Source organism: Pantoea sp. PvP021 (assembly GCF_054056055.1).
Genome location: NZ_JBSRXX010000001.1, coordinates 26946 through 53662, shown reverse-complemented (window position 1 = coordinate 53662; position 26717 = coordinate 26946). Strand labels below are relative to the sequence as shown.

The window sequence follows — 26717 nt, the reverse complement described above, 5'->3', positions numbered from 1 at the left end:
GAGATCACCGTTGGCCGCTTACTTTCTGCGCAGATTGCTGCTGATCATCCCGACGTTATGGGCGATCATCACGCTTAATTTTTTTATCGTGCAAATCGCGCCCGGGGGACCGGTCGATCAGGCGCTGGCTAACATTCAGTTTGGTCAGACAACCGGTCTGCCCGGCAGTGGTGCAGACAGCGCCGGTTCACGCGCCAGCGTCAGTCATCTCAATCCTGCCGATAATCAGTACCGGGGCGCACGCGGGCTGGATCCCGAAGTGATTGCTGAGATTAAACAGCGTTACGGTTTCGATAAACCTCTCTGGCAGCGTTACGGCGAGATGCTGTGGAATTATCTGCGTCTGGATTTTGGCGACAGCCTGTTTCGCAGTGCCTCGGTGATCGGGCTGATCAAAGAGAGCCTGCCGGTTTCGATCAGTCTGGGATTATGGAGCACACTGATCATCTACCTGGTGTCGATCCCGCTGGGCATCCGCAAAGCGGTGCGCAATGGCAGCGCTTTCGATGTCTGGAGCAGCGCTTTTATTATCATTGGCTACTCCATCCCGGCTTTTCTGTTTGGCATCATGTTAATCGTGCTGTTTGCGGGTGGCAGCTATCTGGACTGGTTTCCGCTGCGCGGCCTCACCTCTGCGCAGCACGACACACTGCCCTGGTATGGCAAAGTGCTGGACTACTTCTGGCATATCGCCCTGCCGGTGCTGGCGACGGTGATCGGTGGCTTCGCCACGCTGACCATGCTGACGAAAAACGCGTTTCTGGATGAGATCCGCAAGCTCTATGTGGTGACTGCGCGCGCCAAAGGGGTGCCGGAGCGCCGTATTCTCTATCACCATGTGTTTCGCAATGCGATGCTGCTGGTGATCGCCAGCTTCCCCGCCACCTTCATCAGCATGTTCTTTACCAGTTCAGTGCTGATCGAGGTCATGTTCTCGCTCAACGGACTCGGGCTGCTCGGCTATGATGCGACTCTGCAACGCGACTATCCGGTGATGTTTGGCACGCTCTATATTTTTACGCTGATAGGTTTGCTGATGAATATTCTCAGTGATCTCACCTATACGCTGGTCGATCCGCGCATCGATTTCGGGAGCCGCTCATGACGCTCTCTCCGCTCAACCAACAGCGCTGGCAGCGCTTTCGCCATAACCGACGCGGCTACTGGTCGCTGTGGATCTTTCTGATCATCTTTCTGCTGTCGATGGGTGCCGAACTGATTGCCAATGACAAGCCACTGCTGGTGCATTACCAGCAGCGCTGGACAGTGCCGCTGCTGTTTGACTACAGCGAAACCGACTATGGCGGCGCACTGGCGACAGCGGCGGATTATCAGGATCCCTGGCTGCGGCAGCGCATTGAGCAGAATGGCTGGGCCATATGGGCACCGATTCGTTTCAGCGACAGCACTATCAACTTTGCCACCGAGGTGCCCTTCCCCTCTCCGCCCTCTGCGCAGAACTGGCTTGGCACGGATGCTAACGGCGGCGACGTGATGGCACGCCTGCTCTATGGCACGCGCATTTCTCTGCTGTTCGGACTGATGCTGACGCTCTTCTCCAGCGTCATCGGGATTGTGGTCGGCGCGGTGCAGGGCTATTTCGGCGGCAGGATTGACCTGATTGGACAGCGGCTGATTGAAGTCTGGTCCGGCATGCCTGCGCTGTTTCTGCTGATTCTCCTCTCCAGCGTGATCCAGCCGGGTTTCTGGTGGCTGCTGCTGGTCACCGTGGCTTTTGGCTGGATGAGCCTGGTCAGCGTGGTCCGGGCCGAGTTTCTGCGTACCCGAAACTTTGATTACATCCGTGCGGCGCAGGCGCTGGGGGTCAGCGACAGCCGGATTATGCTGCGCCACATGCTGCCAAACGCCATGGTCGCCACCCTGACCTTTCTGCCGTTTATTCTGTGCGGATCGATTACCACGCTGACCTCACTCGACTTTCTCGGCTTTGGCCTGCCGCTGGGTTCGCCCTCGCTGGGCGAGTTACTGCTGCAGGGTAAAAATAACCTGCAGGCACCCTGGTTAGGCCTGGCGGGCTTTTTCACCCTGGCGATCCTGCTTTCGCTGCTGATTTTTATTGGCGAAGCGGTACGCGACGCTTTTGATCCGGGCAAAGGAGCCTGAATGAACACGCCATTGCTTGCCATCAATCATCTCTCGGTCGCCTTTCGTCAGGGCGAGACGCTTCGCCAGGTGGTGAATGACGTTTCACTGCGCATCGACGCGGGCGAAACGCTGGCGCTGGTGGGCGAGTCGGGTTCCGGTAAGAGCGTCACGGCACTGTCGGTGATGCGACTGCTGCATGAGGCTGCGGTGGTTTATCCCAGCGGGGAGATCCTGTTTAACGGTGAAGATCTGCTGCGCGCACGTGAGCAGCGCCTGCGCGGGATTCGCGGCAACCAGATCGCGATGATTTTTCAGGAGCCGATGGTATCGCTTAATCCGCTGCACACCGTGGAGAAGCAGCTGTATGAAGTGCTGTCGCTGCATCGCGGCCTGCGTCGTCCGGCGGCACGCGGTGAAATTATCAGCGTGCTTGATCGGGTCGGAATACGACAGCCCGCCACCCGGCTCAATGATTTCCCCCACCAGCTTTCGGGTGGGGAACGTCAGCGGGTGATGATCGCCATGGCGCTGCTGACCGAGCCTCAGCTGCTGATTGCCGATGAGCCAACCACCGCGCTGGATGTGACGGTGCAGGCGCAGATCCTGACGCTGCTTCGTGAACTGCAGCGAGAGCTGAATATGGGCATGCTGTTTATCACCCATAATCTGAATATCGTGCGTCAGCTGGCGGATAACGTCAGCGTGATGCGCAATGGTCACATCGTCGAACAGAACCGCTGCCAGGTCCTTCTGAATCAGCCGCAACACCCTTACAGCCAGCAGTTGCTGGCCGCCGAACCGGAAGGAAAAGCGCTGCCGCTGCCCGCAGACGCGCCGGTCATTCTTCGGGTCGATAATCTTCAGGTCAGTTTTCCGCTGCGGCGCGGGCTGTTCCGCCGGCAGAGTGGTGAGAAACAGGTGCTCTCCGGCCTGAGCTTTAGCCTGCGACGCGGCGAAAGTCTGGGGCTGGTGGGCGAGTCCGGATCAGGTAAAAGCACTACCGGGCTGGCACTGCTGCGGCTGATTGCCTCACGCGGCGAAGTCTGGTTTGACGGCCAGCCGCTGCATCAACTGTCACGTCGTCAGTTATTGCCGCTGCGTCAGCGCATTCAGGTGGTGTTCCAGGATCCCAACTCTTCACTGAATCCGCGTATGACAGTGCAGCAGATCATTGCGGAAGGCCTGGCGGTGCATCAGCCCGAACTTAGCCGTTCGCAACAGGAGCAGCGGGTCATCGCGGTGATGGCGGAGGTGGGGCTTGAAGCGGAAAGTCGCCACCGTTATCCGGCCGAATTTTCGGGCGGTCAGCGACAGCGTATTGCCATTGCGCGTGCACTGATTCTGGAACCGGAGTTGCTGGTGCTGGATGAACCGACCTCATCGCTGGATCGCACGGTGCAGAAGCAGATTCTGACGCTGTTACGCCGCTTACAGCAGCAGCGGCAGCTCAGCTATCTGTTTATCAGTCACGATCTGGATGTGGTGCGCGCCCTGTGCCATCAGCTTATTGTGCTGCGTCAGGGAGAAGTGGTGGAACAGGGAGAGTGTGAAAGGTTGTTTGCTTCACCCGCGGCCGGGTATACCCGCGAGCTGCTGCAGTCGGCACAACTCAACCTGCGATAAAGGTTTCGGCAATCGCTACGCCCTGATTTTTCAGGCAGCAGTTGGTGGCGCTTTCGTCACGACGCTGAATGAACAGGCAGGGCTGTCCTTCGCACTCGGCCACTTTACAATCGACCTGAATATCCGCCAGAACCTCTTTTAGCTGCTGAAGGATCTCCCACGCCGGAATGCCGTCATGGCTGATCAATCGCAGCGCAACGAAATCCTGCTCGTCCAGCGTGGTGTCATCGGATTCGATAGCACTGTGGTGATCGCTGGCCCAGCGAAAATGCTGTGGCAGACGATGCACAATCGAAAGTTGCAGCATAGTTTACTCTCCCCGGATGAGTTTATGTCGCAACAGAAAGCAGCCCAGCAGGAAGCGGCCTGATAACCGCTGAGTCCGGACAGGGTTTAATGGCCCGTCCGTGTGGATTGCAGAAGCGCATTTTTTGCGACTCACATCGCACTTCAGCCTATATGTACCGCGTTCACACGCCGTTAACAATCATTTTAGCTGCATTGTGATTACTTTTTTAACTAAATATTTTCACAATATCGAAACAAAGTCAGGAGGCGTGCAAGTCGGCAGGTCATTGCAGAGGGAAACCACTGCGCCCGATTACCGGGACGCAGTGCGGGGACGTGAAGCGTAGAAAAAGAGCAGCAGAGAGATTGTCGCGCACAGTGCAATCGTGCCGACCATTGGCCAGGCGCTGTTGAAACTCACCAGCGACAGCAGCGCGCCGACAAATGCCCCGACGCCAAAACGCAGGGTGCCCGCCAGGGACGATGCCGTACCCGCCATATGCGGAAACTCATCCAGAATCACCGCCATCGCATTCGATGAGACCATCGACACGCAACCGATAAACATCGCGATCCCCATCACCAGCGGCAAAAAGCCGAGGCTGAAGGCGCTGACCTGCAGCAGCCAGATCCCCATACAGAACTGTATCAGCAGTCCCATCCGGAACATCGCCACCGGGCCAAAGCGGCGCACGGCGCGGCTGTTAATCAGCGTCAGGACAAACAGAAACACCACATTGAGGCCAAAGTAGTAGCCAAAGTTTTGCGGTGAAACGTGGTTCAGTTCGATGTAAACAAAGGGACCGGCATTGAGAAAGGTAAACAGCCCGGCAAAGGAGAAACCGCTCGACAGCATGTAACTGAACGCGCGCTTGTGGCGAAACAGCGTTACGAAATTGCCCAGCGTAGTACGCAGATGAAACCGCTGTCGCTGCTCCGGCTTCAGGGTTTCACGGATCTGCGTGGTCACCAGCACGGTCGTCACTAACGCCGCGCCCGCGAGCGCCCAGAAGATGGCGTGCCAGCTCCAGAGCACCAGCAGCCAGCCGCCGATGATCGGCGCCAGCAGCGGCGCAATGGTGGTAATCAGCATCACAAAGGACATCATGCGGGAGAAGTCCTCTTTCGAGTAACTGTCACGCATTAACGCATTGATCACCACACTGGCTGCGGCAGCCGACAGCCCATGCAGAAAGCGCATCGTAATCAGCTGATCGATGGTTTGCGACAGCGCACAGGCCGCGGCGGCGCAGGCAAAGATCAGGGTGCCGAGCGCAATCACCGGCTTACGCCCAAAGCTGTCTGCCAGCGGCCCATAGATCAGCTGCCCAATCGCGAAGCCAAGAATGTAGAGGTTGAGCGACATCTGCACGCTACCGGCTGAAACGCCGAACTCACGTGCAATCTGCGGCATGGCGGGCAGATACATGTCGATCGACAACGGCATCAGCATGGCTAACAGACCGAGGATGACCACCAGTCCTGTTGGCGAATTCTTTTCCTTACGCACACCCTCTCCTGCCCTTATGGTCGTAATGCGGGCCGCCGGGCCCGTCCGGTTATTTTGTCTGCAGCTCTTTCGGCAGACCGATGCTGGCGATCTCTTCTTCTGTCAGCGCACGATATTCGCCCGGTTCCAGATCGGCGTCCAGTACGATGTCACCGATGCGCTCGCGATGCAGCTCAAGGACCCGATTGCCTACTGCCGCAAACATCCGTTTTACCTGATGATAACGGCCTTCGCTCAGTGTCAGCCGGACGTCTGTCGGGGTGATCACCTCCAGCTGAGCCGGTTTAGTCAGGCTCTTCTCATTGTGCAGCTGCACGCCCGCCGTAAACTGCGCGGCGGTATCGTCACTGACCGGTGATTCCAGGGTCACACGGTAGGTTTTCTCGCAGTGATGACGTGGCGAGGTAATACGGTGTGACCACTGGCCATCATCTGTCAGCAGCACCAGTCCGGTGGTGTCGATATCAAGACGCCCCGCCGCGTGCAGTTTGAATGACATCGGTTCTTCAATGAAATAGATGATGGTGGGATGATCGGGATCGTCGGTTGAGCAGACGTAACCCTGCGGTTTGTTCAGCATAAAGTAGCGTGGACCAGTCTGCATCTGCAGTACGTTGCCGTCATAGACGACTTCGTGGTCGGGCAGCAGTTTAAACGCGGTATCGCGTACGATTTCCCCGTTAACGGTGACACGCTGGCCACGGATCTCGCGATGGGCGATGGCGCGGCTGATTTCCAGTTGCTGAGAGATGAATTTGTCGAGTCGCATGAATTCGTTTTGCCTGTTACTGCGGAGGGAATCTGAAACGGCCTGGTTAACCGTTGAAAATGTGCGGGAAGTATAACGTGATCCGCGCCAGCCTGACAGCGCGTTTACCGCACTTTCATGGCATAATTACCCCCAGTTTTGCAAAAGTGAGCATCATGTCTTTTACCTTACGCCCCTATCAACAGGATGCGGTGAATGCCACCGTGGCGCATTTCCGTCGTCATCATCAGCCTGCAGTCATTGTGCTGCCGACCGGTGCCGGAAAGAGCCTGGTCATTGCCGAGCTGGCACGGCTGGCGCGTGGCCGGGTGCTGGTGCTGGCGCACGTCAAAGAGCTGGTAGCGCAGAACCACAGTAAATATCAGGCTTACGGGCTGGAGGCGGATATCTTTGCCGCCGGACTTCAGCGTAAAGAGAGTCAGCGCAAAGTGGTGTTTGGCAGCGTGCAGTCAGTGGCGCGTAACCTCGACCAGTTCGACAGCGCCTTTTCACTGGTGATTGTCGATGAGTGCCACCGTATCGGTGATGATAAAGAGAGTCAGTATCAGCAAATCTTCAATCATCTGCGTCAGCATAATCCGCAACTGCGTTTACTGGGCCTGACGGCCACGCCTTTCCGGCTGGGTAAAGGCTGGATTTATCAGTTCCACTATCACGGCATGGTGCGTGGCGATGAAAAATCGCTGTTTCGCGACTGTATCTATGAACTGCCGCTGCGCTACATGATTAAACATCAGTTTCTGGTGCCGCCGGAGCGACTGGATATGCCGGTGGTGCAGTATGACTTCAGCCGCCTGACGGCACAAAGCAGCGGCTTGTTCAGCGAAGCCGATCTTAATCGTGAACTGAAACAGCAGCAGCGCGTGACGCCCCATATTATCCGTCAGATCGTGGAGTTCGCTGAAGATCGGCTGGGGGTGATGATTTTTGCCTCAACGGTTGAGCATGCGCATGAAATTTTGCGGCTGCTGCCCGCTAACAGCGCGCTGGTATCAGCCGAAACGCCTGCCAGAGAGCGCGATGCTCTGATTCTGGCCTTTAAGGCGCAGCAGCTGAAATTCCTGGTTAACGTGGCGGTGCTGACTACCGGGTTTGATGCTCCGCACGTTGATCTGATTGCGATTCTGCGCCCGACCGAGTCGGTCAGCCTCTATCAGCAAATCGTCGGACGCGGCCTGCGGCTCTCGCCCGGTAAAACCGACTGTCTGATTCTCGATTATGCCGGTAATCCGCACGATCTTTTTACGCCCGAGGTCGGCGCGCCCAAGGGGGCCAGCGACAATCAGCCGGTACAGGTTTTTTGTCCCGCCTGCGGTTTCGCCAACACCTTCTGGGGCAAGGCGACCGAAGATGGCATGGTTATCGAACATTTTGGCCGACGCTGTCAGGGCGTGCTGGAAGATGATGAGGGCGAGCGCGAACAGTGTGACTTCCGCTTCCGCTTTAAAAGCTGCCCCGACTGTGGCGCAGAGAATGATATTGCCGCCCGGCGCTGTCACCAGTGCGACAAAATATTGGTCGATCCTGACGATATGCTCAAAGCGGCGCTGAAGCTTAAAGATGCGCTGGTGCTGCGCTGTGGCGGCATGACGCTGGAACAGGGCCGTGATGCCAAAGGTGAATGGCTCAAGGCGACCTATTATGACGAGGAAGGCACCAGCGTCAGCGAACGGTTTCGTCTGCAGACACCGGCCCAGCGCAAAGCGTTTGAACAGCTCTTTATGCGCCCGCATCAGCGCGCGCCCGGCGTGCCGCTGGGCTGGCAAAGCGCCGCTGACGTGCTGGCGCTGCAGCCGCTGCTGCGTCATCCCGACTTTGTGGTGGCGCGGGCCAAAGGTCAGTTCTGGCAGATCCGCGAAAAAATGTTCGATTATCAGGGTCGCTATCGCCGTGCCAATGAGCTGCGCTAATGAGCGCTATCGGGTCCGGCTAACCGGATGCCGAGCCCGGCTGGCGGGTATATCGTTTGCTACCATCCAGCATAACGGCTATACTGCCGCCCGCTTTTGCATGTGCATCAGCGGTATTGAATAACCAGCCTGTTACTGGGTCGCCTGTAGCAGGAATTAAATAAAGAGATATATTAATGCTCACTATCAATGCAGTAGAACGTAAAGAGCAGGGTAAGGGTGCGAGCCGCCGCCTGCGTACAGCAAACCGTTTCCCGGCCATCATCTACGGTGGTTCTGAAGCGGCTGTTGCCATCGACCTGGATCACGACTCCGTAATGAACCTGCAATCTAAGCCAGGTTTCTACGACGAAGTGCTGACCCTGTCAGTTGACGGTAAAGAAACTAAAGTGAAAGTTCAGGCTGTTCAGCGTCACCCGTTCAAGCCAAAACTGTTCCACATCGACTTCGTTCGCGCTTAATCGCGAACTTCGTTGAAAGCAGAAGGGCCGGTTGCGAAACCGGCCCTTTTCTTTTGGCGCTGCCCGGTGAAATGATCGCCGCGTGCAGGGAATGAAAGCCGGGCTAAGCCCGGCTTTTTTATTTGCTGCTGGTACGGCGCTGCAGCTGATCGCGCAGATTGGGTGGTGTGCCCTTAATCGTCAGGGTGTCCGTTGCCGGATCCCAGAAAATGCGTTCGCCCAGCAACATCGCATCGAAGTTCAGGGTCAGTCCCCCGCCGCTTCCGGCAAACTTCGTCAGCTGGCGCAGAGTACTGCGATCCGCCGGGAAACTCTCTTCCAGTTCATACCCCTGCTCCTGGGTAAAGGCCTGGAACGTTTTTTCACCCAGTGGTGGCAGTTCGCTCGACAACTCTTCCAGCGCAATCTCCTCGCCCGCCTGCAGCTGCTCGTTGCAGTAGCTGTAGACCTGCTGGCGATAGTTCTGCCGCTCCTGCTTATCCAGTTCCGATTCGTTGCAGTAGTCATCTACCGCCTGCAACAGACCGCGGTTCTGCGCCTTGGTGTCTAATCCCACTTCGGCACCCAGGAAGTCCATAAAGAAGTCAGCCACTTTACGTCCGACCCGGCCACGCAGGAAAGTCAGGTAACGGGTCGATTCCGGGTTAGTTTCCCACTCGGTTAAATCGATGCGTGCCACGATGTCGGCATGATTGATGTCAAGATAGTGGGTGCTGCTGATATCCATCTGCTCGTTGACGCGCATGCTGGACTGGCTGTTCAGCACCGCAATCAGCAGGTATTCCACCGCCAGATAGCGGTAGTGAATAAACAGCACCACGCCGCCTTCAGCGAAGGGGTATTTTGCAAGCTCATCGCGCAGACGACCGGTCGCGGCACGGCTAAAAGCGAGAAAATCATCGTTGCCCTTACGACAATTACGCAGCGCTTCTGCCAGTTCACTCTCTGCATTGAACAGGCCATAGGCTTTGCTTTTTGCGCTATAAACCCGGTGTAACTCCTCCACCATCGCGTTGACCGTGTTGGTGGCAGGCAGCAGCGAATCGCGCAGCGCCAGTTCAAGCTGGTTTTCATCGCGTTTGATTAACTGATGCAGGGCAATCTGGTCGATATCCAGACTCATGGTAGACTCTCCTTTTAGCACAGGCGCGTATTCAAACACCGCCAGCATCGGCTTTCAACTCCATGCGTATAGCGAACGCGCTGCTTTCGATAAAATTGCGGTAAAAAGTGCGCTGTTCCGGTAATATATCGCCTTTTGAAATGAGCTTAGACGACGATATGGCACAATCATCCCGTTACAGTGACGAACGCGTGGAACAACTCCTCGCGGAAATGGCCCAAATCCTGCACAAGGACAAGGCCCCCACCGATCTCTCCCTGATGGTTCTGGGAAATATGGTGACCAACTTAATTAACAGCGATGTCGCTCCGGCGCAACGTCGTTCACTGGCACGATCTTTCGCCGATGCCCTTCAGGCGTCTGTGCGTGACGATAACGCCCATTAATTGGCTGATTTGACTTCATAATATGGTAACCAACCGGCAGCGCTACCGCGAAAAAGTTTCCCAGATGATCAGTTGGGGTCACTGGTTTGCTCTGTTTAACATCTTATTCGCGCTGATTTTAGGCAGTCGCTACCTGTTGGTCGCCGACTGGCCTTCTTCGCTGGCGGGGCGCATCTACGCCTATACCAGCTGGGTTGGCCACTTCAGTTTTGTTGTTTTTGCCGCCTATCTGCTGATTATCTTCCCGCTGACTTTTGTGGTGATGTCGCAACGGCTGATGCGGGTGTTGTCCGCGGTGGTCGCTACCGCCGGGCTGACGCTGGTGATGGTCGACAGTGCGGTGTTCAGCCGCTTCCACCTGCACCTGAATCCGGTGGTGTGGGAGCTGGTCATTAACCCTGATCAGAGCGAGATGGCGCGCGACTGGCAGCTGATGTTTATCAGCGTGCCGCTGATTTTCCTGGTTGAGATGCTGTTTGCGACCTGGAGCTGGCAGAAGCTTCGCAGCCTGAATCGCCGTTCGTTTGGTAAGCCTGTCGCCGCCCTGTTTATCAGCGCCTTCTTTGCCAGCCACCTGATGTATATCTGGGCCGATGCGAATTTCTATCGTCCGATTACGATGCAGCGTGCCAACCTGCCGCTCTCCTACCCGATGACCGCCCGCCGCTTCCTTGAGCGTCATGGTCTGCTGGATGCGCAGGAGTATCAGCGTCGGCTGATTCAGCAGGGCGACCCGGAAGCAGTGGCGGTGGAATATCCGCTGAGCGAGATTACTTTCCGTGATGCCGGCACACGCAACAACCTGCTGGTGCTGACGGTCGATGGTCTGAACAACGCCACGCTGGCCAAAGCGCTGCCGGAGCTTAATCAGTTCGCCAGCGAGAACGTGCGTTTTACCCAGCACTACAGCGCGGGTGATACGCCAGAGAAAGGGTTGTTTGGCCTGTTCTATGGGATCTCATCCAGCTACATGAACGGTATTCTGGCATCCCGAACGCCGTCGGCGCTGCTGGGCGCGCTTAGCACCCAGGGTTACCAGTTTGGCCTCTTCTCCTCGGAAGGCTTTAATCCGCCGCTCTACCGGCAGGCGTTGCTGACTGATTATTCACTGCCTGCAACGACCAGCCAGCCCAACGCCAGTACTGTGGCGCAATGGCAGAACTGGCTGGAGAAACAGAACGGTTCACAGGCGCCGTGGTTCTCATGGATTGCCCTGAACGGCCCGGACGTCACCGGCGACAGTGCAAAAGCGCGTCAGCGCAGCTATCTGCGCCAGGCTCCTGCCGTTGATGAGCAGATCCACGCGGTGCTCAGCAGCCTGCAGGCGCGTGATTTACTGAAGAACACGGTGGTGGTGATTACGGCGCAGCGTGGATTGGCACTGGATGGCAATCCTGACAGCGCTGGAAACCGCCAGACGCTGCAGGTGCCATTAGTGATTCACTGGCCAGATACGCCCGCACAGACCGTTGATCGCCTTTCTGATCATCAGGATGTGATGTCGACGCTCATGCAGCGACTGCTGCATGTGCGGACCAATCCGGTGAACTACTCTCAGGGTGAAGATCTGTTTGCTGCGCGCCGTCGCCATGACTGGGTCGTCAGCAGCGAAGAGAATAAGCTGGTGATTACCACGCCGCAGGTGACGCTGGTACTCAACAATAACGGCAGCTATCGCGCTTATGATGCGCAGGGCAACGCCCTGAAAGATCACAAGCCAGAACTGGCGCTGCTGTTGCAGGTATTAACTGAAGAGAAGCGGTTTATCGCTAACTGATTAATAATCAGGCAAATAGCCGGCAGGTATCTTGCATTATTGGTGATAACCAGTAGACTAATCCTCCAGTGTTCGGCACGTAGCGCAGCCTGGTAGCGCACGGTCATGGGGTGTCCGGGGTCGGAGGTTCAAATCCTCTCGTGCCGACCAAATTCCCTGAAAAGCAGCCCTAAAGGCTGCTTTTTTCGTTTCTGTCATCAAACCTTAACTTACCTCGCACCCTCCACAATTCGTTCTATACTTAACTGCGTGTGGGTAACAAGAGGAGAGTTCATGACATATATTGAAAAAGACGATCCAACAGAAGCACCCGAGTCAGGCGATAAGCAACCTTCCCCGCCAGACCAGAAGTAACCCACGGGGCCGCGTCTGACGCGGCCTTTCTATCTCAGCTTATCTCTCCGTTTAACATTCAGAATAGTCCCGTGTGGCAGTTAACATTCCTCTTACAATCAGCAGGTTAACAGTTGCATTATAATCTGATCTGCTTCACAAAATCGGCTACCGGCTGCGCTTATTCATCAAACTGAAACAAAAATGTCACAGAAAATGCCTACCCTGAAATCTCCAGAAATTGACGGATAATTTTTATGGCGATCAAAGCGAAAAGCCTGAAAGATGCAGAAGCGTTGCTGCATTCAGGCATTAGCAAAGTGGAACTGGCGTATGACATTGGCAGCGACGATTTCTTTCGTCTGGCAAGCCACTGGTGCGACCGAGGTGCACGCATCAGCAGGGGTCACCACCATTTCGTTGTTTCTCTGAAGAGTTTTGCCATTCCTCCCAACGACTGATTCCGGCGGGCTGCTTGCCCTGATCCATCGCGCCTGATTTAATGCCTTTTTGGTTTTGATGATGGTCCCGCATGCGCTATCCCGACCTGCCGCTGCCGCCTGTTGCAGGCGGCTTTATCCTTTCCCGGCACCTTAACCGCAGCGATCCTTTGCTGGCGGTGAGTCACTTCGATCCGCAAAAGTATCATGACGGGCTGGCTGTCGAATGGGATATTCCGCTGCCCGCCCGACTGCAGCAGGCTGTCAGTAAACGGCGTGCTGAATACCTCGCCAGCCGTCTGCTGGTCCGGTCAGTGATGGCAGAACTGGGTATTGCTGATTTCATTCTGACCAATGCAGCTGATCGATCCCCCTGCTGGCCCGCTGGCATTCAGGCGTCACTGTCGCACAGTGCAGGCATCGTTGTGGTAGCGGCAACCCGTCAGCCCTGCGCTGTTGGGGTGGATGTCGAGCAGTTTATGTCGGAGACGACGGCGCATGAAACGGCTGAGTTGCTGATGAACGAGCAGGAACAGCACCTGTTGCGGACGCTGCCCGTCTCTTTCTGCGCTGCCGCTACCCTGCTCTTCTCCCTCAAAGAGAGCGTTTACAAAGCCATCTGGCCGCAACTGCTTCAGCCGATGGAGTTTCCGGATGCGGAACTGGTGTCGGTAGATTTCGCGCAGCAGCGGGCGACGTTGCGGCTGACTCAGGACTTTAGCGGGTGTTTTGCGATGGGGACGTTACTGGAGGCGAGCTTTGTGTGGCGGGATACTCAGGTAATCACGCTAATCACTCATCGGCTTAAAAAAACCGGCTAAACAATACGCGTTAAAACTTTGCGGTTTAGCCGGGGGTAACACAGACGAAAGAAAAGGTTCAGAATGGCAGAAACCGGGGTTTCTGCTGATCGCTAACGTAGCCTGGTTCAGGCGAAACACGCCACTACGCTTTTTTGCTAAGCTTTGCCAGCTGCCGTTAAAGCCCGGTGTCGGTGCGTTTTACCGAGTCGAGCGTGGCAAGATCGCGCTCATTACCGGTCAGCTCCGTCAACTTGCCTTCACGCATCTCCAGCAGCCGATCGGCATGAATGAAGTAGTGATCGTCATGGCTGATGGCAAACACCGTTTTACCCGCCTGCTGTAGCCACGGCAGCAGCTCGCGATAAAAGATACGTCGGAAGTGAGGGTCCTGATCCGCCGCCCACTCATCCAGTAGCAGCACATCGCGCTCTTCTGCCACCGCCAGCAGCAGTGCCAGTCGCTTACTCTGTCCTTTAGAAAGCTGCAGATTCAGCACTTTGTTGCCTTCAATCTTCAGCTTATCCTGCATCTTCAGTCTCTCCAGCCAGAGCTGAACCAGCGCCGGGTTGGCTGCAACCCCTTCCCGTCCCATTAACCGGTCAAACAGGTGTAAGTCGGTAAAGACCGCCGAGAACTGACTGCGCCACACATCAAGCTCATCCGCCGTTATCGGCTTGCCATCCAGCAGCAGCGTGCCGGACTGAGGCTGATAAAGACCGGTCAGCAGCATCGCCAGCGTCGATTTCCCGCTGCCGTTGCCGCCAATCAGAAAGACCAGTTCGCCCCGGCGCAGCGTCAGGTTAACCGGCCCGACCTGGAAGCCGTTATCACCATAGTGAAAAGAGACGTCGCGCAACTCCAGCGTTTGCCAGTCTGAGGACGTGGAGGCGGAGTGGAATCCTGACTGATAAGGAGCGAGGTCAAAGGCATTGAGCTTACGGAATGCGACCTGGGCACTGAGCAACGTCGGTAACGCGCCCACCGCGGAGAGCAGCGGCGTGCGTAAAAACAGCAGCGTCAGGGAAAAGGTAGCGGCGACGGCGGTATTGGCCCAGCCCAGGCTGTTGGCCATAAAAAAGACCATACCGATAGCGCCTAACGTCATGATATTTGACCAGTTGACCGCACTGAGATGGTAAGTATCGGCGCGGACAATGTGGTGTCGCCAGGCGCGGGCATCTTCCTGATAAACCGTGTCGTAGACCTGCTGAGCGCGTGAGCGGTTAAGCTGTAGCTCTTTGCGCCCTTCAATCACCGTCTGATAATCGCGATAGAGGTTATCTTCGATTTCCCGCAGCTTTGCCATGTGCTGGTAAACCCGCGAGACCAGCAGCCAGCCGCCAACCAGCGTGACACCCAGCCAGACACTGGTTACCAGCAGCATTTTAGGCGACAGCCACGCAAGATAGATCGCCGAGCCAAGCGTAATAATCACGCCCTGAAAGAGCTCCGGCAGACGCACAAAGGCCAGAGTAATGGCCCGCACGTCGCTGGTCAGGCCCGCCAGCAGCTGCGCACTACCGAGTTGCTCGATGCGTTCAATGCGGGTATCGAGGATACGCTTGATAAATTCGCCGCGCAGTCGCCAGACAAACTGATGGCCAAGCATGGTCAGCGCCAGTTGCGAGGCCAGCGTCACCGCCATCAGCACCACCAGCTGCAACAGAAACTGCGGCAGTACCGCGAATGAGGTGTTGATGGCGACAATCATTTCGCGATTGATAAAGGCGATCATGCCGATACCCAGCACGGCGCTTAACAACGTGAGCGCAATCACCCCGATAAAAGGCCAGCGGAACTGGCGAAAAACAACGCTTAGCAACGTCATGCAGGCAATCCAGCAGTCAAAAAACAGCCTGCAGTGTAATGGGATGCAAAATGATAGCAATAGTTATTCGTACCACGCCGTAACCGGCGTGGTGGGTCAGAAAGCGCGTCGAAACGTCAGGTTATAACGCCAGGCACCCACCAGCGGATGAACGCCTGGCTTAAGTGGCAGGATGCCGTGGTAACGCAGGCGCGACGGCCCGCCCCACACCACAATGTCGCCATGTTCCAGCAGCACACGCTGGGTACTGTCGCCCCGCTCGAAGCCGCCAAACTGAAAGACCGCCGGTAAACCCAGCGACACCGAAACGATAGGCTGACGCAGATCTTTCTCATCTTTATCCTGATGCAGCGTCAGCTTCGCGCCCGGCTCATAGCGATTAAGCAGGCAGGCATCCGGATTAAAGCCAAAAAATCCCGCCTCAGTCGCCGCCTGCTGCGCCAGAGTACGAAACAGCGGCGGCATAGCCGGCCATTTACGCCCGTTCAGGTTGTCCTGCTGCTGATACTGGTAGCCGCGTGAATCCACCGACCAGCCGAAATCGCCACAGTTGGTCATCGCCACCGACATGCGATGGCCACCGGGCGTAATGCGATGGGCAAACGGATTCTGCTCCGCAATTGCCATTATTTGCTGATAAAGCGCCTCTGCATCCTCACGTGCGCGACGCCGCAGGATCACCGCGCCCTCAGCCAGCGTCTCCTGCCAGGGTTGCTCTTCACTAAACAGATCTAACATCAGGGTTCTCCGGATTCAGCGGGGATCAGGAAAGCAGCGAACTGCGGCGACATCCAGCTGACAAATTTATCGCCCTGCTTGCTGATCAGATAGACCGCCAGATGCTGTTCAATCGCCAGCGCCTGGGCTTTTTCTGTGCCAAGTACCATCAGTCCGGTATCCCAGCCATCGGCTTCCAGCGCCGTGGTGGCGATCACCGTGGCGGAAACCAGTTTATGCTCAATTGGCCGTCCGGTAACGGGATCGATCACATGAGAAATGCGTTTGCCGTCCAGTTCATAATAGTTACGATAGCTGCCGGAGGTACTGATGCCGTGTCCCTGCAGATTAACGCGCGCCTGAACCGCATTCTCACGATCGGTCGGTTTCTGAATCGCCACCCGCCACGGCTGCTGCTGCGCATTAAGGCCACGGCTCAGCACGGCGCCACCCACAGACACCAGATAGTTATTGATGCCGAGCTGCTCCATCAGTCGCGCCAGATGATCGGTGGCGAAGCCCTCGCCCACCGTCGAGAGATCGACATAGAGACCTGGCAGATCTTTCTGCAGCCACTGTCCGTCTGCGCCCTGCACCACCCGCAGATGCTGCAATCCGGTCTGCGCCCGGGCGGCGGCGATTTGTGCCGCATCCGGCGTATGGCCGGGCTGCTTCGTCGGGCCAAAGCCCCATAAGTTGACCAGTGGCCCGATGGTAATATCCATCGCCCCGCCGGTTTTACGGCCAATCCGCAGTGAGGTCGTGACAATATCTGCCATGTTTTCACTCACCGGCTGCGGTGACAGGTCACGGCTTTGGTTAAAGCGCGATAAGGCGGAGTCTGGCTTCCAGGTAGAGAGTTCCGCATCGTCCGCATCCAGCTGCTGCTGAATCCGCTGTTGCAGTTCCGCTCTGCGCTCACTCGCCACACCGGCCATGCTTACCCGCCAGACGGTTCCCATGGTTTTTCCTTCCAGCACCAGCGCGGATGTGGTCGCTGGCTTATCACAGGCCGTTAACATCAACGCTAACATCGCTATAAACAGCAGATTAATCTGAGAACGCATCTTTCCTCACTTGTAACACTTTATTCAGCTCTGCTACAAAGCATAAACTTCGGGTAAAGACGCTTAAAGAGAGTTGAATATTTCTCTGAAACCTATCAGTATTCACCGGTCATCTACCCTGTATGCGCCTTTCATCAGGCGACTAACGTTAACCAAAGTAAGGAGCGGCAGATGATCTATCTGATTCTCGTCATTGCCCTGGGGCTGTTTATCTTCAGTAGCTATAAAGTCTTGCATCAGCGTCGTCATCGTCACATGACACCCTCACGCCCGCGCCAATAACAGGCTTCACTGCACCTGATTGGGGCAAGATCGCCCTGACGCGCGCGGCAAGTGTACCAAAGTGCGCGCGAGGTCTGTGGCTGTGAGAGCGGTAAAGCTGGCATGAATTCTGCACTGTTGAAACAGTGTTTATCTCTGAGAGGTGCAGAATGAAAAATTCACAGAAGTGGCAGTCAGCATGGCATCACTGGCTGAGCTTTTCAGCCTTCACCCTGGCAGGCGTGGCATTTGAAGGCGCGCGATTCGGCAGCGTGGTGTCGTCAGTGACAACCGCGCCGGAAGCCACCAAGTGGCGAAAGGCTGAAGCGCTCAGCCCGAAAGGTAACGCAGGAGCGCAGCGGTAACTGCGCTCCCGTACAACTCAGAACTGGTAAACCAGACCCAGTGCCACCACGTCGTCGGTATTGATACCGGCTGCGTCGGTGAAAGCGTTGTCGTCCAGCAGGTTGATCTGGTAATCAACATAGGTGGACATGTTTTTGTTGAAGTAGTAGGTCGCGCCAACGTCGATATATTTTTTCAGATTCTGTTTACCCCAGTTCTGAACATCGGTGCCGCGTGAGGTGACGTACGCCAGGGATGGACGCAGGCCAAAGTCGAACTGATACTGCGCAACCAGTTCCCAGTTGTCCGCTTTATCCGCATAGCCATAAGCTGAAGAGTCATTGGTGCTGTCGCCGAAGCGGGTCGCATTGTACGAGCGTGAGTACATAGCCGCCAGATAGACGTTGTTCGCGTCATATTTCAGACCGCCAGTATAGACTTCCGCTTTATCGCCACTCCCGAGGATGCCTGATGTTGCGCTGTTCTGGTCGTTGGTACGGTCAGACTGGAAAGCAGCCGCACCAATGCCGAAACCTGAACCCAGATCATAAGTTGTGCTCAGACCCCAGCCGTCGCCGTTCTGACCCAGTACGTCACGGCCATTCGGAGACTCGGTGCTGTTGCCATTCTTGCCCTGATACTGGACTGCAAAGTTCCAGCCATCCACCAGACCGAAGAAGTTATTGTTACGGTAGGTCGCCATGCCGTTACCGCGCTGATACATAAAGTTATCTGCGCCGTAGGTGTCGCCGCCGAACTCTGGCAGCACGTCGGTCCATGCGCCGATGTCGTAAGCTACGCCGTAGTTACGACCGTAGTCGAACGAACCTGCATCACCAAATTTCACACCGGCAAAACCAACACGGGTGTAGCTGTCAGCCGTACCTTCAGACTCGGCGTTGTTCAGCGCCGCCTGGTATTCCCACTGGCCGTAACCGGTCAGCTCATTGCTGATTTCGGTTTCGCCTTTGAAGCCGAAGCGAACGTAAGACTGATCGCCATCAGAACCATCGTTATCAGAGAAGTAGTGCAGACCGTCAACTTTACCAAAGAGATCTAATTTGTTGCCGTCTTTGTTATAGATTTCAGCTGCGTTTGCTGATCCTGCTGCAACCAGCAACGCAGGGATCATCAGGGAGAGAACGCGACGTTTCATTTTATTACCCTCTGTTATTATGTGCCTTTATTATTTGCCACTGCTAACTGAATGATTAAAAATTCAGCCGGCAGGCCATTGTTGTTTTATAACGGGCAATAATCCACCAGGAAAATGCTACTAAATTTCCAAAAGTGTTTCATACGTCGAAACAGTTATTTCATAATGTAAATAACGGGGAACTAATAACCAGCACGGATCGATAAAAAATGGCGCACAAATCGATAAACCGATTCAGAGAGCTATGTTATCAACAGGTTACATCAGAGTATTCCGAAGCACTGAATGATAAAACTTATACGGCATCTGGTAATAGAATAGACCCCGCTATCATCATTTATTCCATTATTACCTTCATTCTCCCCGAATGAGATGTACAACTTATTATTTCCCGCCGGACAAGTTGTCCGGCATTTTTTTGCCTGCTATTTACCGTTCCGTTATATCTTCGTAAACTTTCTTAACCGGGTTAAATTAACTACGGCCTGTTTCCGCACATATTGTTAAAATACGCACGCTTTGCGCCCTGACTGCCCAAATATCCGCCATGTTAATTTATCACCGTAATTAAGCAGGCGGATATTTTAGCTGGTGCGGATTTTCAGCGCTCGCGCATCGATTCTTTAACTTTATTCAGGGGCTTAATCAGATAATCCATAACCGATTTCTGACCGGTTTTAATCTCTACATTGGCCACCATACCGGGCACGATCGGGAATTTTCGTCCGGCACGGTTAGTCAGCTCGGCTTTCTGGGTACGAACATAAACACGATAGTAATATTGATCACGTTTTACCTCATCCTGCAGGGTATCTGGCGACACCGTTTCAACTTCGCCGTGCAGATCGCCATAGATAGAGGAGTCATAGGCGGTCACTTTGACGGTAGCCGCCAGACCGGGCCGGATATAAGCGATATCGCGGGGATTGATGCGCGTCTCAATCAGCAGTTGATCCTCCAGCGGGACGATTTCCATCAGTTTACCGCCAGGCTCCAGTACCCCACCGACCGTGGTGACCTGAATATCTTTAACAATGCCGCGCACCGGTGAATAGAGCGTGGCACGCGTCAGCTGATCCTCTTTGCCTGCAGCAACCTGCAATTGCGCATCCAGTTCGGCATTATTTTTCACCTGCTCTTCGTGGGCGCGCACCAGATAGTCATTGCGCGCCTCATCGATTTTGCCGCGCAGATCGCTGACCTGACGACGCAGTCGAATCACCTCGACCTGCCCTGCTGCGCCTTTGGCAACCAGCGGTTCCGTCAGGCGCAGTTCATCCTGCACCAGTCGCAGCGACTGCTGCAGATTACTGATGGTTTCGGTGAGATTACGGCGTCGCGACTCGTAGAGCTGCCGTTCACGCGTCACCAGGTTCGGCTCCTTCAGCGTTTCGGCGCTGAATGTCAGCGGCGTGCCCGACAGCTCCGCCTCCAGCCGCTCGGACGAGGCGCGCAGGGTGCGCACTTTGGCCTGCGCCTCGCCGAAGTTCGACTGGAAGCGTGTCGGATCGAGGGTCGCCAGCACCTGCCCTTTTTCGACAATGTCGCCCTCATGCACGTTAAGCTGTTTGACGATGCCGCCATCCAGGCTGTCGATCACCTGCGCGCGGCTGGAAGGGGTGACTTTACCGGTGCCGACCGTGACCTCATCCAGAATGGCAAAGTGCGCCCAGATGAGAAAAATCGCCAGCGCGGCGGTGCAGAGCCAGATAATCGCCGATGTCCGGCGCTCATGACGAGCAAGATCTTTATCAACAATAACCAGACTCATGCGGTGTCTCCTTTACCTGGCGACGGTGCCGGCGCGGGTGTCGTCGCGCGGCGCAGGATCTCGTCGCGCGGGCCATCGGCCACAATCCGGCCGTTATCCATCACCACTATACGATCGACCATCTTCAGCAGCGCCGGACGGTGCGTCACCAGCACCAGCGTCCGGCCGCTAATCCAGCCCTGTAGCTGACGGATCACATGCTCCTCCAGCTGTTCATCCATCGCCGCGGTGGGTTCATCCAGCAATACCACCTGCGGCTGACGCAGAATCAACCGGCTCAGCATCACCATCTGACGCTGGCCGCCCGAAAGCCCTCGCCCGCCTTCATTGATAATGCGGTCCAGGCTGGCGGCATCCTGCTGGACCAGCGACAGCGCGCCGCTGATGCGCAGCGCCTGCAGCATCTCCTGTTCGCTGGCATGGGGATTGCCCAGCATCAGATTCTGCCGCAGCGTGCCAAAAAAGAGACGAGAGTCGTGCGACAGCCAGCCAAGCTGACGACGTAAATCGGTGGGATCGATACGCTCAATATCGACGCCATCGACAATCACTTTGCCCTGGGTAGCCAGCGCCTGACCGGCGAGGATCTTCAGCAGCGTCGATTTCCCTGCTCCGACTTTGCCCAGAATGGCAATCTTCTCGCCTGGCTTAATCTGCAGCTGCTGAACGTTGAGTACATTCTTTTCATTCTCTTCGTCATAGCTGTAGTGCACATTGCGCAGATCGTACTGGCCGGTGAGCGTCGGGCAGTGTGCCAGCGTCGTCGCTTCAGGCTGATCAAGCGGCTTTTTCAGCAACTCGTCCAGCCCTTTCATCGCCATTTTGGCGTGCTGCCAGCGCGAGAAGACCATGGTCAGCTGCATCAGCGGGGCGATGGTGCGTGATGAGAGCAGGCTGCAGGCAACCAGCGTACCGGTAGTGATTTGCGAATCGAGTACCAGATAGACACCAAACACCAGCATGCCCGCATAGGTGAGCTGCTGCACAGTCGAGGCCCAGCCGGTGAGACGCGCGCCCCACAACCGCTGCTGGTTACTGATTGAGGCGCTGACTTCGTGCGTCTGCTCCCACTGACGCTGAAAATAGGGTTCCGCCTGCAGCGCCTTGATATCCTCAATCCCTTCAATGGTCTCTACCAGCACCGCATTGCGCAGCGCGCCCTCGCGCAGCCCCTCTTTGGCCAGCCGCGCCATCGGGATCTGCACCAGCAGACCGGGAATGACGATCAGCGGGATCGCCGCCAGCGGAATCAGCACCAGCCAGCCGCCAACAAACGACATAATAAACAGGAACAGGATAACAAACGGCAGATCGGCCGCTGCGCCTACCGTGGTCGAGGTGAGCAGCTCACGCACCTGGTCGATCTCACGCAGCTGCGAGATAAACGAACCGGTCGATTTCGGACGCGCCTCATTACGTATGCTCATCGCCCGGGCAAACAGCATGGCCGAGACTTTCAGGTCGATGCGTTTGCCCATTAAGTCTGACACCTGGGTCCGCATCAGCCGGATCAGATACTCAATGGCCGCAGCGATCAGCACGCCGACAAACAGTACCCACAGCGTGGACTGCGACTGGGCCGGGATGACCCGATCGTAGACCTGCATCGAAAAGAGAATACCGGCCAGTGCCAGCACATTACTGATCACCGAGGCCAGCGAAATTTCCGTGATACGGCGGCCCATACCGCGAAAATTTTTCCAGAACCAGTGTGGTTCATAAGGCTGAACGAATTCGTCGATGCGCGCATCACGGCCACGCGCCGCTACGCCAATCACGCCGACATCGCCCTGGGCGCGTGCCAGCAGTTCTGATAACGCGCTTTCACGCACCACATCGCCACCTTCACTGAGCCAGTAGCGCGCGCTGTTGTCTGAATCGATGCTCTCCAGCACCGCCACGCTGGCATTCTCCAGCACCAGCACCACCGGGGTGATCTCCTGACGCCAGCGCAGTTTGTTCTGCGGCACCATGGTCAGATGCAGTCCCAGCAGGCCGGAGAGTCGTTCCAGCTGCTGTGACACCGGCAGATGTTCAAACCAGCGCATCTGCTGACGCAGGGTTTTGCCATCGGCAGGTTTACCGAATCGCGCGGCTACGCGCAGCATGGCGGTAATCCAGTTATCGGTATTCAGGGTTGATGTACTCATTATTAATGCCTTATCGCTATTGCAGCGAAGGAAGGAGATCGCCGCTGCTTTGCTGGCGATCGATACCCATGATATCGAGCAGATTGTCTACCGCGGCGGCATAACGCACGGTGGCGTCCCAGCCATCGTAAAGCGCGGTGATACGTGAGCTGTCAGCCTGAAACACATCCTGTTCCACGCTAAGCAGATCGTTCAGGCTGCGCTTACTCAGGCGATATTCATCGGCGTAGACATTACGGGTATGGTCGGCGCTGGCCAGCTGCACTTCCCCGGCAGCCTGCCGCTGCTGCGCGCCAATCATGTCGGCATAGGCGGTAGAGGCGTTTTGATTGATGGCGAGCTTAGCCTGCTGAATAGCGGCCTGCGCCGCTTCACGATCGCCCTCCGCTGACTGGGTTTTCGCATTCACCAGGCCGCCCTGATAAAGCGGCGCTTCCACCTGCAGCTGCACTTCATCATCCCAGTAAGATTGACGATCGTTTTCATAGCGGGTCCGGCCCGCCTGCACTTTAATCGTCGGCCAGTGACCGGACTCTGCCTGGCGCACCCGTTCACGAGCGGCTTCCTGCTTCGACTGCGCACTGCGCACCGCCGCGCTGCTTTCATAGGCGATTTTGTCGAGGGTGATCTGCTGCTTAAGCAGCGCCTGTGGCAGTTCAGGCAGCGTAGCGGGGACCACGCCGGTCAGCACGGTCAGTTGTGCGGTGGCGGAACGGTGCTGGGCACGATATTGCTCCAGCGTAGCCTGCATCGCGGCGATGCGGGTTTCCGCCTGCAGCACGTCGGACTGGGAATTGAGGCCGGCATCGGCGCGCAGCTTCGCGATATCCCGCACGCGCTTCAGCGAGGCAATATTGGTATGCGCCGTTTCTGCCAGCGCCTGGTAACGTTTGACTTCGAGGTAGGCCTGCAGCGTATCTTCCGCCACGGTGGTCATTGAGTCGAACAGGCTGTAACGATAAGCATCCGACAGCGCGTGCTGCTCATCAATGGCGCTGCCGGTGCGGCCAAAGTCGTAGAGCAGCTGGCTGAGCGTGATGCCACCGGAGCCGTTATTGTTCAGGCTCCCGGCGGAGTCGGTCTGATGAGAGCGTCCCGCCGCGCCCTGCAGTGAGATCTGCGGATACCAGGCGCTGCGGGCGGCATCAAGATCCCCCTCACCGATGTGGATCTGTGCCGCCGCTTCCGAGATTTTCGGATTGCGGGCGAAGGCCCGAAGAATGGCGTCGCGCAGCGTTAAGCTGGCAATCTGCTCTTCGGTGGGCGCGGCGCGCCAGTTAAATTCGGCTTTAGGTAACGGTGCGGCAAAGGCCGCGTGCACTGCAACGCCACTCAGGGCGCACAACAAAAAAGTTAATCGCGCTTTGTTCATTATCCATACCAACAGGGGGTCTTATCATCATGGTGTTTTTCCTGGTGAACAAAGCGAGCAAAAAGGGGTGCTACTCAGCGTCTGACAGATTTACTGCGTTATTTTATTTATGGTTCGCAAGCGAGACGCTAAACGACCTTTAACATTATTAGATCAGATCCCGCGCTTATTCCTGCTAAAAACAGATGAAATCGTTAATATTTCTGCTGAACGAACGAAAAGCAACCACTGAGCGAGCTCGCGCCAATCCAGACAGGCTTAACAGACCTGTCCGGAAGGCAGTGCGTTTACTAATGTGTCAGCGTCAGACCAGGGGGTGTGCCGCAGGATGCTGCAGCAGGTGGTCGGCGAGCGTATAAGGAATATCGGAGAACAGTTGACTTTCCTGCGGTGCGGCGGCGGCAGAAGATGCCTGCGCCACGTGCGCCGTCTCCGCCTGCTGGGTCAGGCTGACCGTCTCCAGCAACTGGTCCACCGTCTGACCCTCCAGCGGGTTGGCACTTTCGGTATGTGATGCCACCTGCACCGTCTGGCTGGCACTGGCCAGATTACCGGCGCTGTCTTTACCGCTGACTGTCATCTGGTACTCACCATCGTCCAGCGGTGCCAGCTGCCCGGCCAGAATGGTCAGCGCCCAGCCGCCATCGGCTTTTACACTGGCGCTGTAGTGCTGATCGCCCAGCGTTAATTCCACCAGGCTGCCCGGTTGCAGATGACTGGAGCTGCCCTGAATCAGATGCCAGCTGTTGACATCGGCAGCATCAATTTTGTTATCACCAAAAGCCGTGTCCAGGGTCAGCGTCGGCCGCTGGTGCACGGCTACGGTAAACAGTTTATCGCTGGTCTGGGTGTCGCTGTTGCCATATTCATCCCAGCGGTGAAAGGTGGCGGCGACCGGGCCATCCGGCAGCGCCAGCAGCTCGCTGGAGGTCAGTGTTACCATACCTTTGGCATCGGGCTGGTAGGTTTTACCGTTGATCTCCAGGGTGTTGGCGCCTTCAACGTAGAAGCTCAGATCGTGCTGCGCCTCCTGATAGTTAAGCGTCATGTCACCGCCGATATCCATTTCGGTGTAGATCGGAATAAAACCGGTGTGGATATTCAGCTCATGCGTGACGTCGATGTAGTTTTTGGCCCCGTCGATCGACCAGGCGCGGATTTCCCCAACGTTGATAAAGGCGTGCACATCCGCTGCCGGGATCACCACCTGCCAGTGTCCATCATCGCCTATGGTGGCGGCATAATCTTTCTGGTTGGCACCCGTGATCACCAGGCGATGGCCCGGCATGACGGTGGAGAGCGTGCCGCTCAGTAGCAGATCCTGCTGGCTTTCTGCCAGGTTTATCACATCGTCCGCAGTGACCTTATCAAAGGTAATTTTTGGCAGGCTACTCAGATGGGTGATTAGCGTCAGATCGTGATATTCGGTGGCGGTTTTTCCATTGGGATCAGTCGCCGTGACTTTCAGGCTGTAGACCCCGTCTTTCAGCGCCTGCATATCGCTTTCATGAAATGTGCCATACCACTTACCGTCATTTCCCATGCTGGCGGTGGTGGTTTGCGTACCCAGCGTCAGTTTCAGCACCGACCCCACCGGCAAATGCGTTGCGCTGCCGCTAATCTCGACGCCATAAATGCTCTCAGCAATACTCACCGCGTTGTCACCACTGACCGTGTCCACGGTCAGGGTAGGTTTGATCGTGCGGTCGGTATAGAGACCAAAATCTACGGTGGTTGCCGTGCTTTGCCCTGCTTTATCGGTAATGGTCAGCGTCAGCGTGTGATTGCCATCCGCTACGCCTTTCAGCGTATCAGCCGGCATGGAGGCGTTCCAGTAGCCCCACTTATTGACGGTGCTGTGCCAGCTTTGATCGTTGAAGGTCAGCGTGACGGTGGAGCCCGCTTCACCTTCAGCACGACCGCGCAGATGCACCGGCTTTTGCGCTTCCCAGCCAGCGATCACGCCATCACTGGCGATCGGTTCATAGGGTCGCAGCATAGCGGGCGGCGAACTTTTCACCGCGCTGACAACCAGTGTGCTGTCGTTGAGCGGGCTGCTATGCAGTGACTCGGTGGAGAGCGTAGTGATCGGCAGGCTCTGGCCCGGCGTGGCGAAAGGAAGGCTCAGACTTTGCGTGGCGGCTGGCGCAATGGCGGGCACAGCGCTATCGGCGACGGCAAAATCGCTCACCGCCGTCTGAAAAATGGATTCAAGCCGGGTAGTACGAAGCGTATCGCGTGATGACATAGGTAACCTCAGTTCAGAACAGAAACGCAGACAAAAACTATCGGATAAACCGATCGTTTAGTCTGACGACATGGTAGTGGGACAGCTGAAGCTGCCCGTTTCCGCTGGTTGGAACCGGTTACCCGCAGGTAACAAGGATTGATAAACAGGACGCTAATAAAAGCGCCAAATAGAGTCAGAATGCTGATTTTACGGCGTGACGCCGTTTGTTGCGCCTACCCTAATCTTTCATCCTGCTAATGAATAGTGGCGATAATCTGGAAAATGCAATTA

General features: G+C 56.2%; 23 protein-coding genes and 1 tRNA gene. 12 read left to right on the top strand and 12 right to left on the bottom strand.

Annotated elements, in window-relative coordinates; genetic code table 11:
• Window positions 1-10 precede the first annotated feature (10 nt).
• From ACVKSX_RS00145 to yejF, 3 genes are read left to right on the top strand one after another with little or no spacing between them, the layout of a single operon-like run.
• On the top strand, window positions 11-1105 hold the full coding sequence (locus tag ACVKSX_RS00145; RefSeq protein WP_010248326.1) for a microcin C ABC transporter permease YejB: 1095 nt from the start codon (window positions 11-13) through the stop codon (window positions 1103-1105).
• The gene (locus tag ACVKSX_RS00140) at window positions 1102-2124 is read left to right on the top strand and encodes an ABC transporter permease (RefSeq protein WP_346553852.1); all 1023 of its coding nucleotides are present in this window, start codon (window positions 1102-1104) and stop codon (window positions 2122-2124) included. The genes ACVKSX_RS00145 and ACVKSX_RS00140 overlap by 4 nt, the downstream gene beginning before the upstream one ends.
• Window positions 2125-3729: a microcin C ABC transporter ATP-binding protein YejF gene (yejF, locus tag ACVKSX_RS00135; RefSeq protein ID WP_346554601.1), complete on the top strand. Its 1605-nt coding sequence runs from the start codon at window positions 2125-2127 to the stop codon at window positions 3727-3729.
• Here yejF and ACVKSX_RS00130 read toward each other — a convergent pair.
• The 3 genes from ACVKSX_RS00130 to rsuA form a co-directional block, all read right to left on the bottom strand.
• Window positions 3716-4036, bottom strand: coding sequence for a YejG family protein (locus ACVKSX_RS00130; protein ID WP_010248336.1), 321 nt, complete (start codon window positions 4034-4036; stop codon window positions 3716-3718). The two genes, yejF and ACVKSX_RS00130, sit on opposite strands and share 14 nt — an antisense overlap.
• A 294-nt stretch (window positions 4037-4330) precedes the next feature.
• The gene (locus tag ACVKSX_RS00125; protein WP_354438152.1) at window positions 4331-5527 is read right to left on the bottom strand and encodes a Bcr/CflA family multidrug efflux MFS transporter; all 1197 of its coding nucleotides are present in this window, start codon (window positions 5525-5527) and stop codon (window positions 4331-4333) included.
• A 49-nt stretch (window positions 5528-5576) separates the two neighbouring features.
• A complete protein-coding gene (gene rsuA / locus ACVKSX_RS00120; RefSeq protein ID WP_010248342.1) occupies window positions 5577-6296 on the bottom strand; it encodes a 16S rRNA pseudouridine(516) synthase RsuA in 720 nt (239 codons plus the stop codon).
• Window positions 6297-6451: 155 nt separating this feature from the next.
• Here rsuA and ACVKSX_RS00115 point away from each other — a divergent pair, with 155 nt between their 5' ends.
• Both ACVKSX_RS00115 and rplY read left to right on the top strand, forming a co-directional pair.
• Window positions 6452-8206, top strand: a complete 1755-nt coding sequence (locus ACVKSX_RS00115) for a DEAD/DEAH box helicase (protein WP_031292692.1) — start codon at window positions 6452-6454, stop codon at window positions 8204-8206.
• A gap of 176 nt (window positions 8207-8382) precedes the next feature.
• Window positions 8383-8667 carry a 50S ribosomal protein L25 gene (gene rplY, locus ACVKSX_RS00110; protein WP_003854168.1) on the top strand — a complete coding sequence of 95 codons (285 nt, stop codon included), beginning with the start codon at window positions 8383-8385 and terminating at the stop codon, window positions 8665-8667.
• A gap of 118 nt (window positions 8668-8785) precedes the next feature.
• Here the strand turns inward: rplY and yejK are convergent, their stop codons facing one another.
• On the bottom strand, window positions 8786-9790 hold the full coding sequence (yejK, locus tag ACVKSX_RS00105) for a nucleoid-associated protein YejK (protein WP_010248346.1): 1005 nt from the start codon (window positions 9788-9790) through the stop codon (window positions 8786-8788).
• Between the two features lie 158 nt (window positions 9791-9948).
• Here yejK and ACVKSX_RS00100 point away from each other — a divergent pair, with 158 nt between their 5' ends.
• The 5 genes from ACVKSX_RS00100 (at window position 9949) to ACVKSX_RS00080 (ending at window position 13547) form a co-directional block, all read left to right on the top strand.
• Entirely contained in the window at window positions 9949-10176 is a 228-nt protein-coding gene (locus tag ACVKSX_RS00100) for a YejL family protein (RefSeq protein ID WP_010248348.1), read from the top strand.
• Between the two features lie 22 nt (window positions 10177-10198).
• Entirely contained in the window at window positions 10199-11953 is a 1755-nt protein-coding gene (gene yejM, locus ACVKSX_RS00095) for an LPS biosynthesis-modulating metalloenzyme YejM (RefSeq protein ID WP_022625056.1), read from the top strand.
• 73 nt (window positions 11954-12026) lie between these two features.
• Window positions 12027-12103, top strand: a tRNA-Pro gene (locus tag ACVKSX_RS00090).
• Window positions 12104-12543: 440 nt separating this feature from the next.
• Window positions 12544-12747, top strand: coding sequence for a hypothetical protein (locus ACVKSX_RS00085; RefSeq protein ID WP_003854174.1), 204 nt, complete (start codon window positions 12544-12546; stop codon window positions 12745-12747).
• Window positions 12748-12818: 71 nt separating this feature from the next.
• The gene (locus tag ACVKSX_RS00080) at window positions 12819-13547 is read left to right on the top strand and encodes a 4'-phosphopantetheinyl transferase family protein (protein ID WP_346554598.1); all 729 of its coding nucleotides are present in this window, start codon (window positions 12819-12821) and stop codon (window positions 13545-13547) included.
• A 157-nt stretch (window positions 13548-13704) separates the two neighbouring features.
• On the opposite strand, the gene ACVKSX_RS00075 is transcribed toward ACVKSX_RS00080, so the two are convergent.
• The 3 genes from ACVKSX_RS00075 to apbE form a co-directional block, all read right to left on the bottom strand.
• Window positions 13705-15357: a multidrug ABC transporter permease/ATP-binding protein gene (locus tag ACVKSX_RS00075; RefSeq protein WP_010248354.1), complete on the bottom strand. Its 1653-nt coding sequence runs from the start codon at window positions 15355-15357 to the stop codon at window positions 13705-13707.
• A gap of 96 nt (window positions 15358-15453) precedes the next feature.
• Window positions 15454-16095 carry a DNA oxidative demethylase AlkB gene (alkB, locus tag ACVKSX_RS00070; protein WP_323170330.1) on the bottom strand — a complete coding sequence of 214 codons (642 nt, stop codon included), beginning with the start codon at window positions 16093-16095 and terminating at the stop codon, window positions 15454-15456.
• Complete coding sequence (apbE, locus tag ACVKSX_RS00065) at window positions 16095-17141, bottom strand: FAD:protein FMN transferase ApbE (protein WP_045140632.1); 1047 nt, start codon at window positions 17139-17141, stop codon at window positions 16095-16097. The genes alkB and apbE overlap by 1 nt, the downstream gene beginning before the upstream one ends.
• A gap of 171 nt (window positions 17142-17312) precedes the next feature.
• Between apbE and ACVKSX_RS00060 the strand changes: the two genes are divergently transcribed.
• Window positions 17313-17423, top strand: a complete 111-nt coding sequence (locus ACVKSX_RS00060) for a hypothetical protein (protein ID WP_010248361.1) — start codon at window positions 17313-17315, stop codon at window positions 17421-17423.
• A 149-nt stretch (window positions 17424-17572) separates the two neighbouring features.
• Window positions 17573-17767 (top strand): hypothetical protein, encoded by a 195-nt coding sequence (locus tag ACVKSX_RS00055; protein WP_022625062.1) that lies wholly within the window; start codon window positions 17573-17575, stop codon window positions 17765-17767.
• A 17-nt stretch (window positions 17768-17784) separates the two neighbouring features.
• Here the strand turns inward: ACVKSX_RS00055 and ompC are convergent, their stop codons facing one another.
• The 5 genes from ompC to ACVKSX_RS00030 all read right to left on the bottom strand — a co-directional run bounded on the left by ompC (window position 17785) and on the right by ACVKSX_RS00030 (window position 26444).
• Window positions 17785-18903 (bottom strand): porin OmpC, encoded by a 1119-nt coding sequence (gene ompC, locus ACVKSX_RS00050; RefSeq protein ID WP_010248366.1) that lies wholly within the window; start codon window positions 18901-18903, stop codon window positions 17785-17787.
• A 601-nt stretch (window positions 18904-19504) separates the two neighbouring features.
• Window positions 19505-20674 (bottom strand): HlyD family efflux transporter periplasmic adaptor subunit, encoded by a 1170-nt coding sequence (locus ACVKSX_RS00045; RefSeq protein ID WP_010248368.1) that lies wholly within the window; start codon window positions 20672-20674, stop codon window positions 19505-19507.
• Window positions 20671-22824: a type I secretion system permease/ATPase gene (locus ACVKSX_RS00040; RefSeq protein ID WP_346554597.1), complete on the bottom strand. Its 2154-nt coding sequence runs from the start codon at window positions 22822-22824 to the stop codon at window positions 20671-20673. The genes ACVKSX_RS00045 and ACVKSX_RS00040 overlap by 4 nt, the downstream gene beginning before the upstream one ends.
• A gap of 16 nt (window positions 22825-22840) precedes the next feature.
• On the bottom strand, window positions 22841-24196 hold the full coding sequence (locus ACVKSX_RS00035; RefSeq protein WP_010248373.1) for a TolC family outer membrane protein: 1356 nt from the start codon (window positions 24194-24196) through the stop codon (window positions 22841-22843).
• Window positions 24197-24500: 304 nt separating this feature from the next.
• Window positions 24501-26444, bottom strand: a complete 1944-nt coding sequence (locus tag ACVKSX_RS00030; protein WP_354438149.1) for an Ig-like domain-containing protein — start codon at window positions 26442-26444, stop codon at window positions 24501-24503.
• Window positions 26445-26717 lie beyond the last annotated feature (273 nt).

Excerpts from the sequence above, each read along its gene's own strand:
- yejK (WP_010248346.1), bottom strand. The coding sequence starts at position 9,790 with ATGAGTCTGGATATCGACCAGATTGCCCTGCATCAGTTAATCAAACGC.
- ACVKSX_RS00035 (WP_010248373.1), bottom strand. The coding sequence starts at position 24,196 with ATGAACAAAGCGCGATTAACTTTTTTGTTGTGCGCCCTGAGTGGCGTT.
- alkB (WP_323170330.1), bottom strand. The coding sequence starts at position 16,095 with ATGTTAGATCTGTTTAGTGAAGAGCAACCCTGGCAGGAGACGCTGGCT.
- rplY (WP_003854168.1), top strand. The coding sequence starts at position 8,383 with ATGCTCACTATCAATGCAGTAGAACGTAAAGAGCAGGGTAAGGGTGCG.
- ACVKSX_RS00045 (WP_010248368.1), bottom strand. The coding sequence starts at position 20,674 with ATGAGTCTGGTTATTGTTGATAAAGATCTTGCTCGTCATGAGCGCCGG.
- apbE (WP_045140632.1), bottom strand. The coding sequence starts at position 17,141 with ATGCGTTCTCAGATTAATCTGCTGTTTATAGCGATGTTAGCGTTGATG.
- yejF (WP_346554601.1), top strand. The coding sequence starts at position 2,125 with ATGAACACGCCATTGCTTGCCATCAATCATCTCTCGGTCGCCTTTCGT.
- ACVKSX_RS00140 (WP_346553852.1), top strand. The coding sequence starts at position 1,102 with ATGACGCTCTCTCCGCTCAACCAACAGCGCTGGCAGCGCTTTCGCCAT.
- ACVKSX_RS00075 (WP_010248354.1), bottom strand. The coding sequence starts at position 15,357 with ATGACGTTGCTAAGCGTTGTTTTTCGCCAGTTCCGCTGGCCTTTTATC.
- ACVKSX_RS00130 (WP_010248336.1), bottom strand. The coding sequence starts at position 4,036 with ATGCTGCAACTTTCGATTGTGCATCGTCTGCCACAGCATTTTCGCTGG.
- ACVKSX_RS00040 (WP_346554597.1), bottom strand. The coding sequence starts at position 22,824 with ATGAGTACATCAACCCTGAATACCGATAACTGGATTACCGCCATGCTG.
- ompC (WP_010248366.1), bottom strand. The coding sequence starts at position 18,903 with ATGAAACGTCGCGTTCTCTCCCTGATGATCCCTGCGTTGCTGGTTGCA.
- ACVKSX_RS00100 (WP_010248348.1), top strand. The coding sequence starts at position 9,949 with ATGGCACAATCATCCCGTTACAGTGACGAACGCGTGGAACAACTCCTC.
- ACVKSX_RS00030 (WP_354438149.1), bottom strand. The coding sequence starts at position 26,444 with ATGTCATCACGCGATACGCTTCGTACTACCCGGCTTGAATCCATTTTT.
- ACVKSX_RS00085 (WP_003854174.1), top strand. The coding sequence starts at position 12,544 with ATGGCGATCAAAGCGAAAAGCCTGAAAGATGCAGAAGCGTTGCTGCAT.
- rsuA (WP_010248342.1), bottom strand. The coding sequence starts at position 6,296 with ATGCGACTCGACAAATTCATCTCTCAGCAACTGGAAATCAGCCGCGCC.
- ACVKSX_RS00080 (WP_346554598.1), top strand. The coding sequence starts at position 12,819 with ATGCGCTATCCCGACCTGCCGCTGCCGCCTGTTGCAGGCGGCTTTATC.
- ACVKSX_RS00115 (WP_031292692.1), top strand. The coding sequence starts at position 6,452 with ATGTCTTTTACCTTACGCCCCTATCAACAGGATGCGGTGAATGCCACC.
- ACVKSX_RS00060 (WP_010248361.1), top strand. The coding sequence starts at position 17,313 with ATGATCTATCTGATTCTCGTCATTGCCCTGGGGCTGTTTATCTTCAGT.
- yejM (WP_022625056.1), top strand. The coding sequence starts at position 10,199 with ATGGTAACCAACCGGCAGCGCTACCGCGAAAAAGTTTCCCAGATGATC.
- ACVKSX_RS00055 (WP_022625062.1), top strand. The coding sequence starts at position 17,573 with ATGAAAAATTCACAGAAGTGGCAGTCAGCATGGCATCACTGGCTGAGC.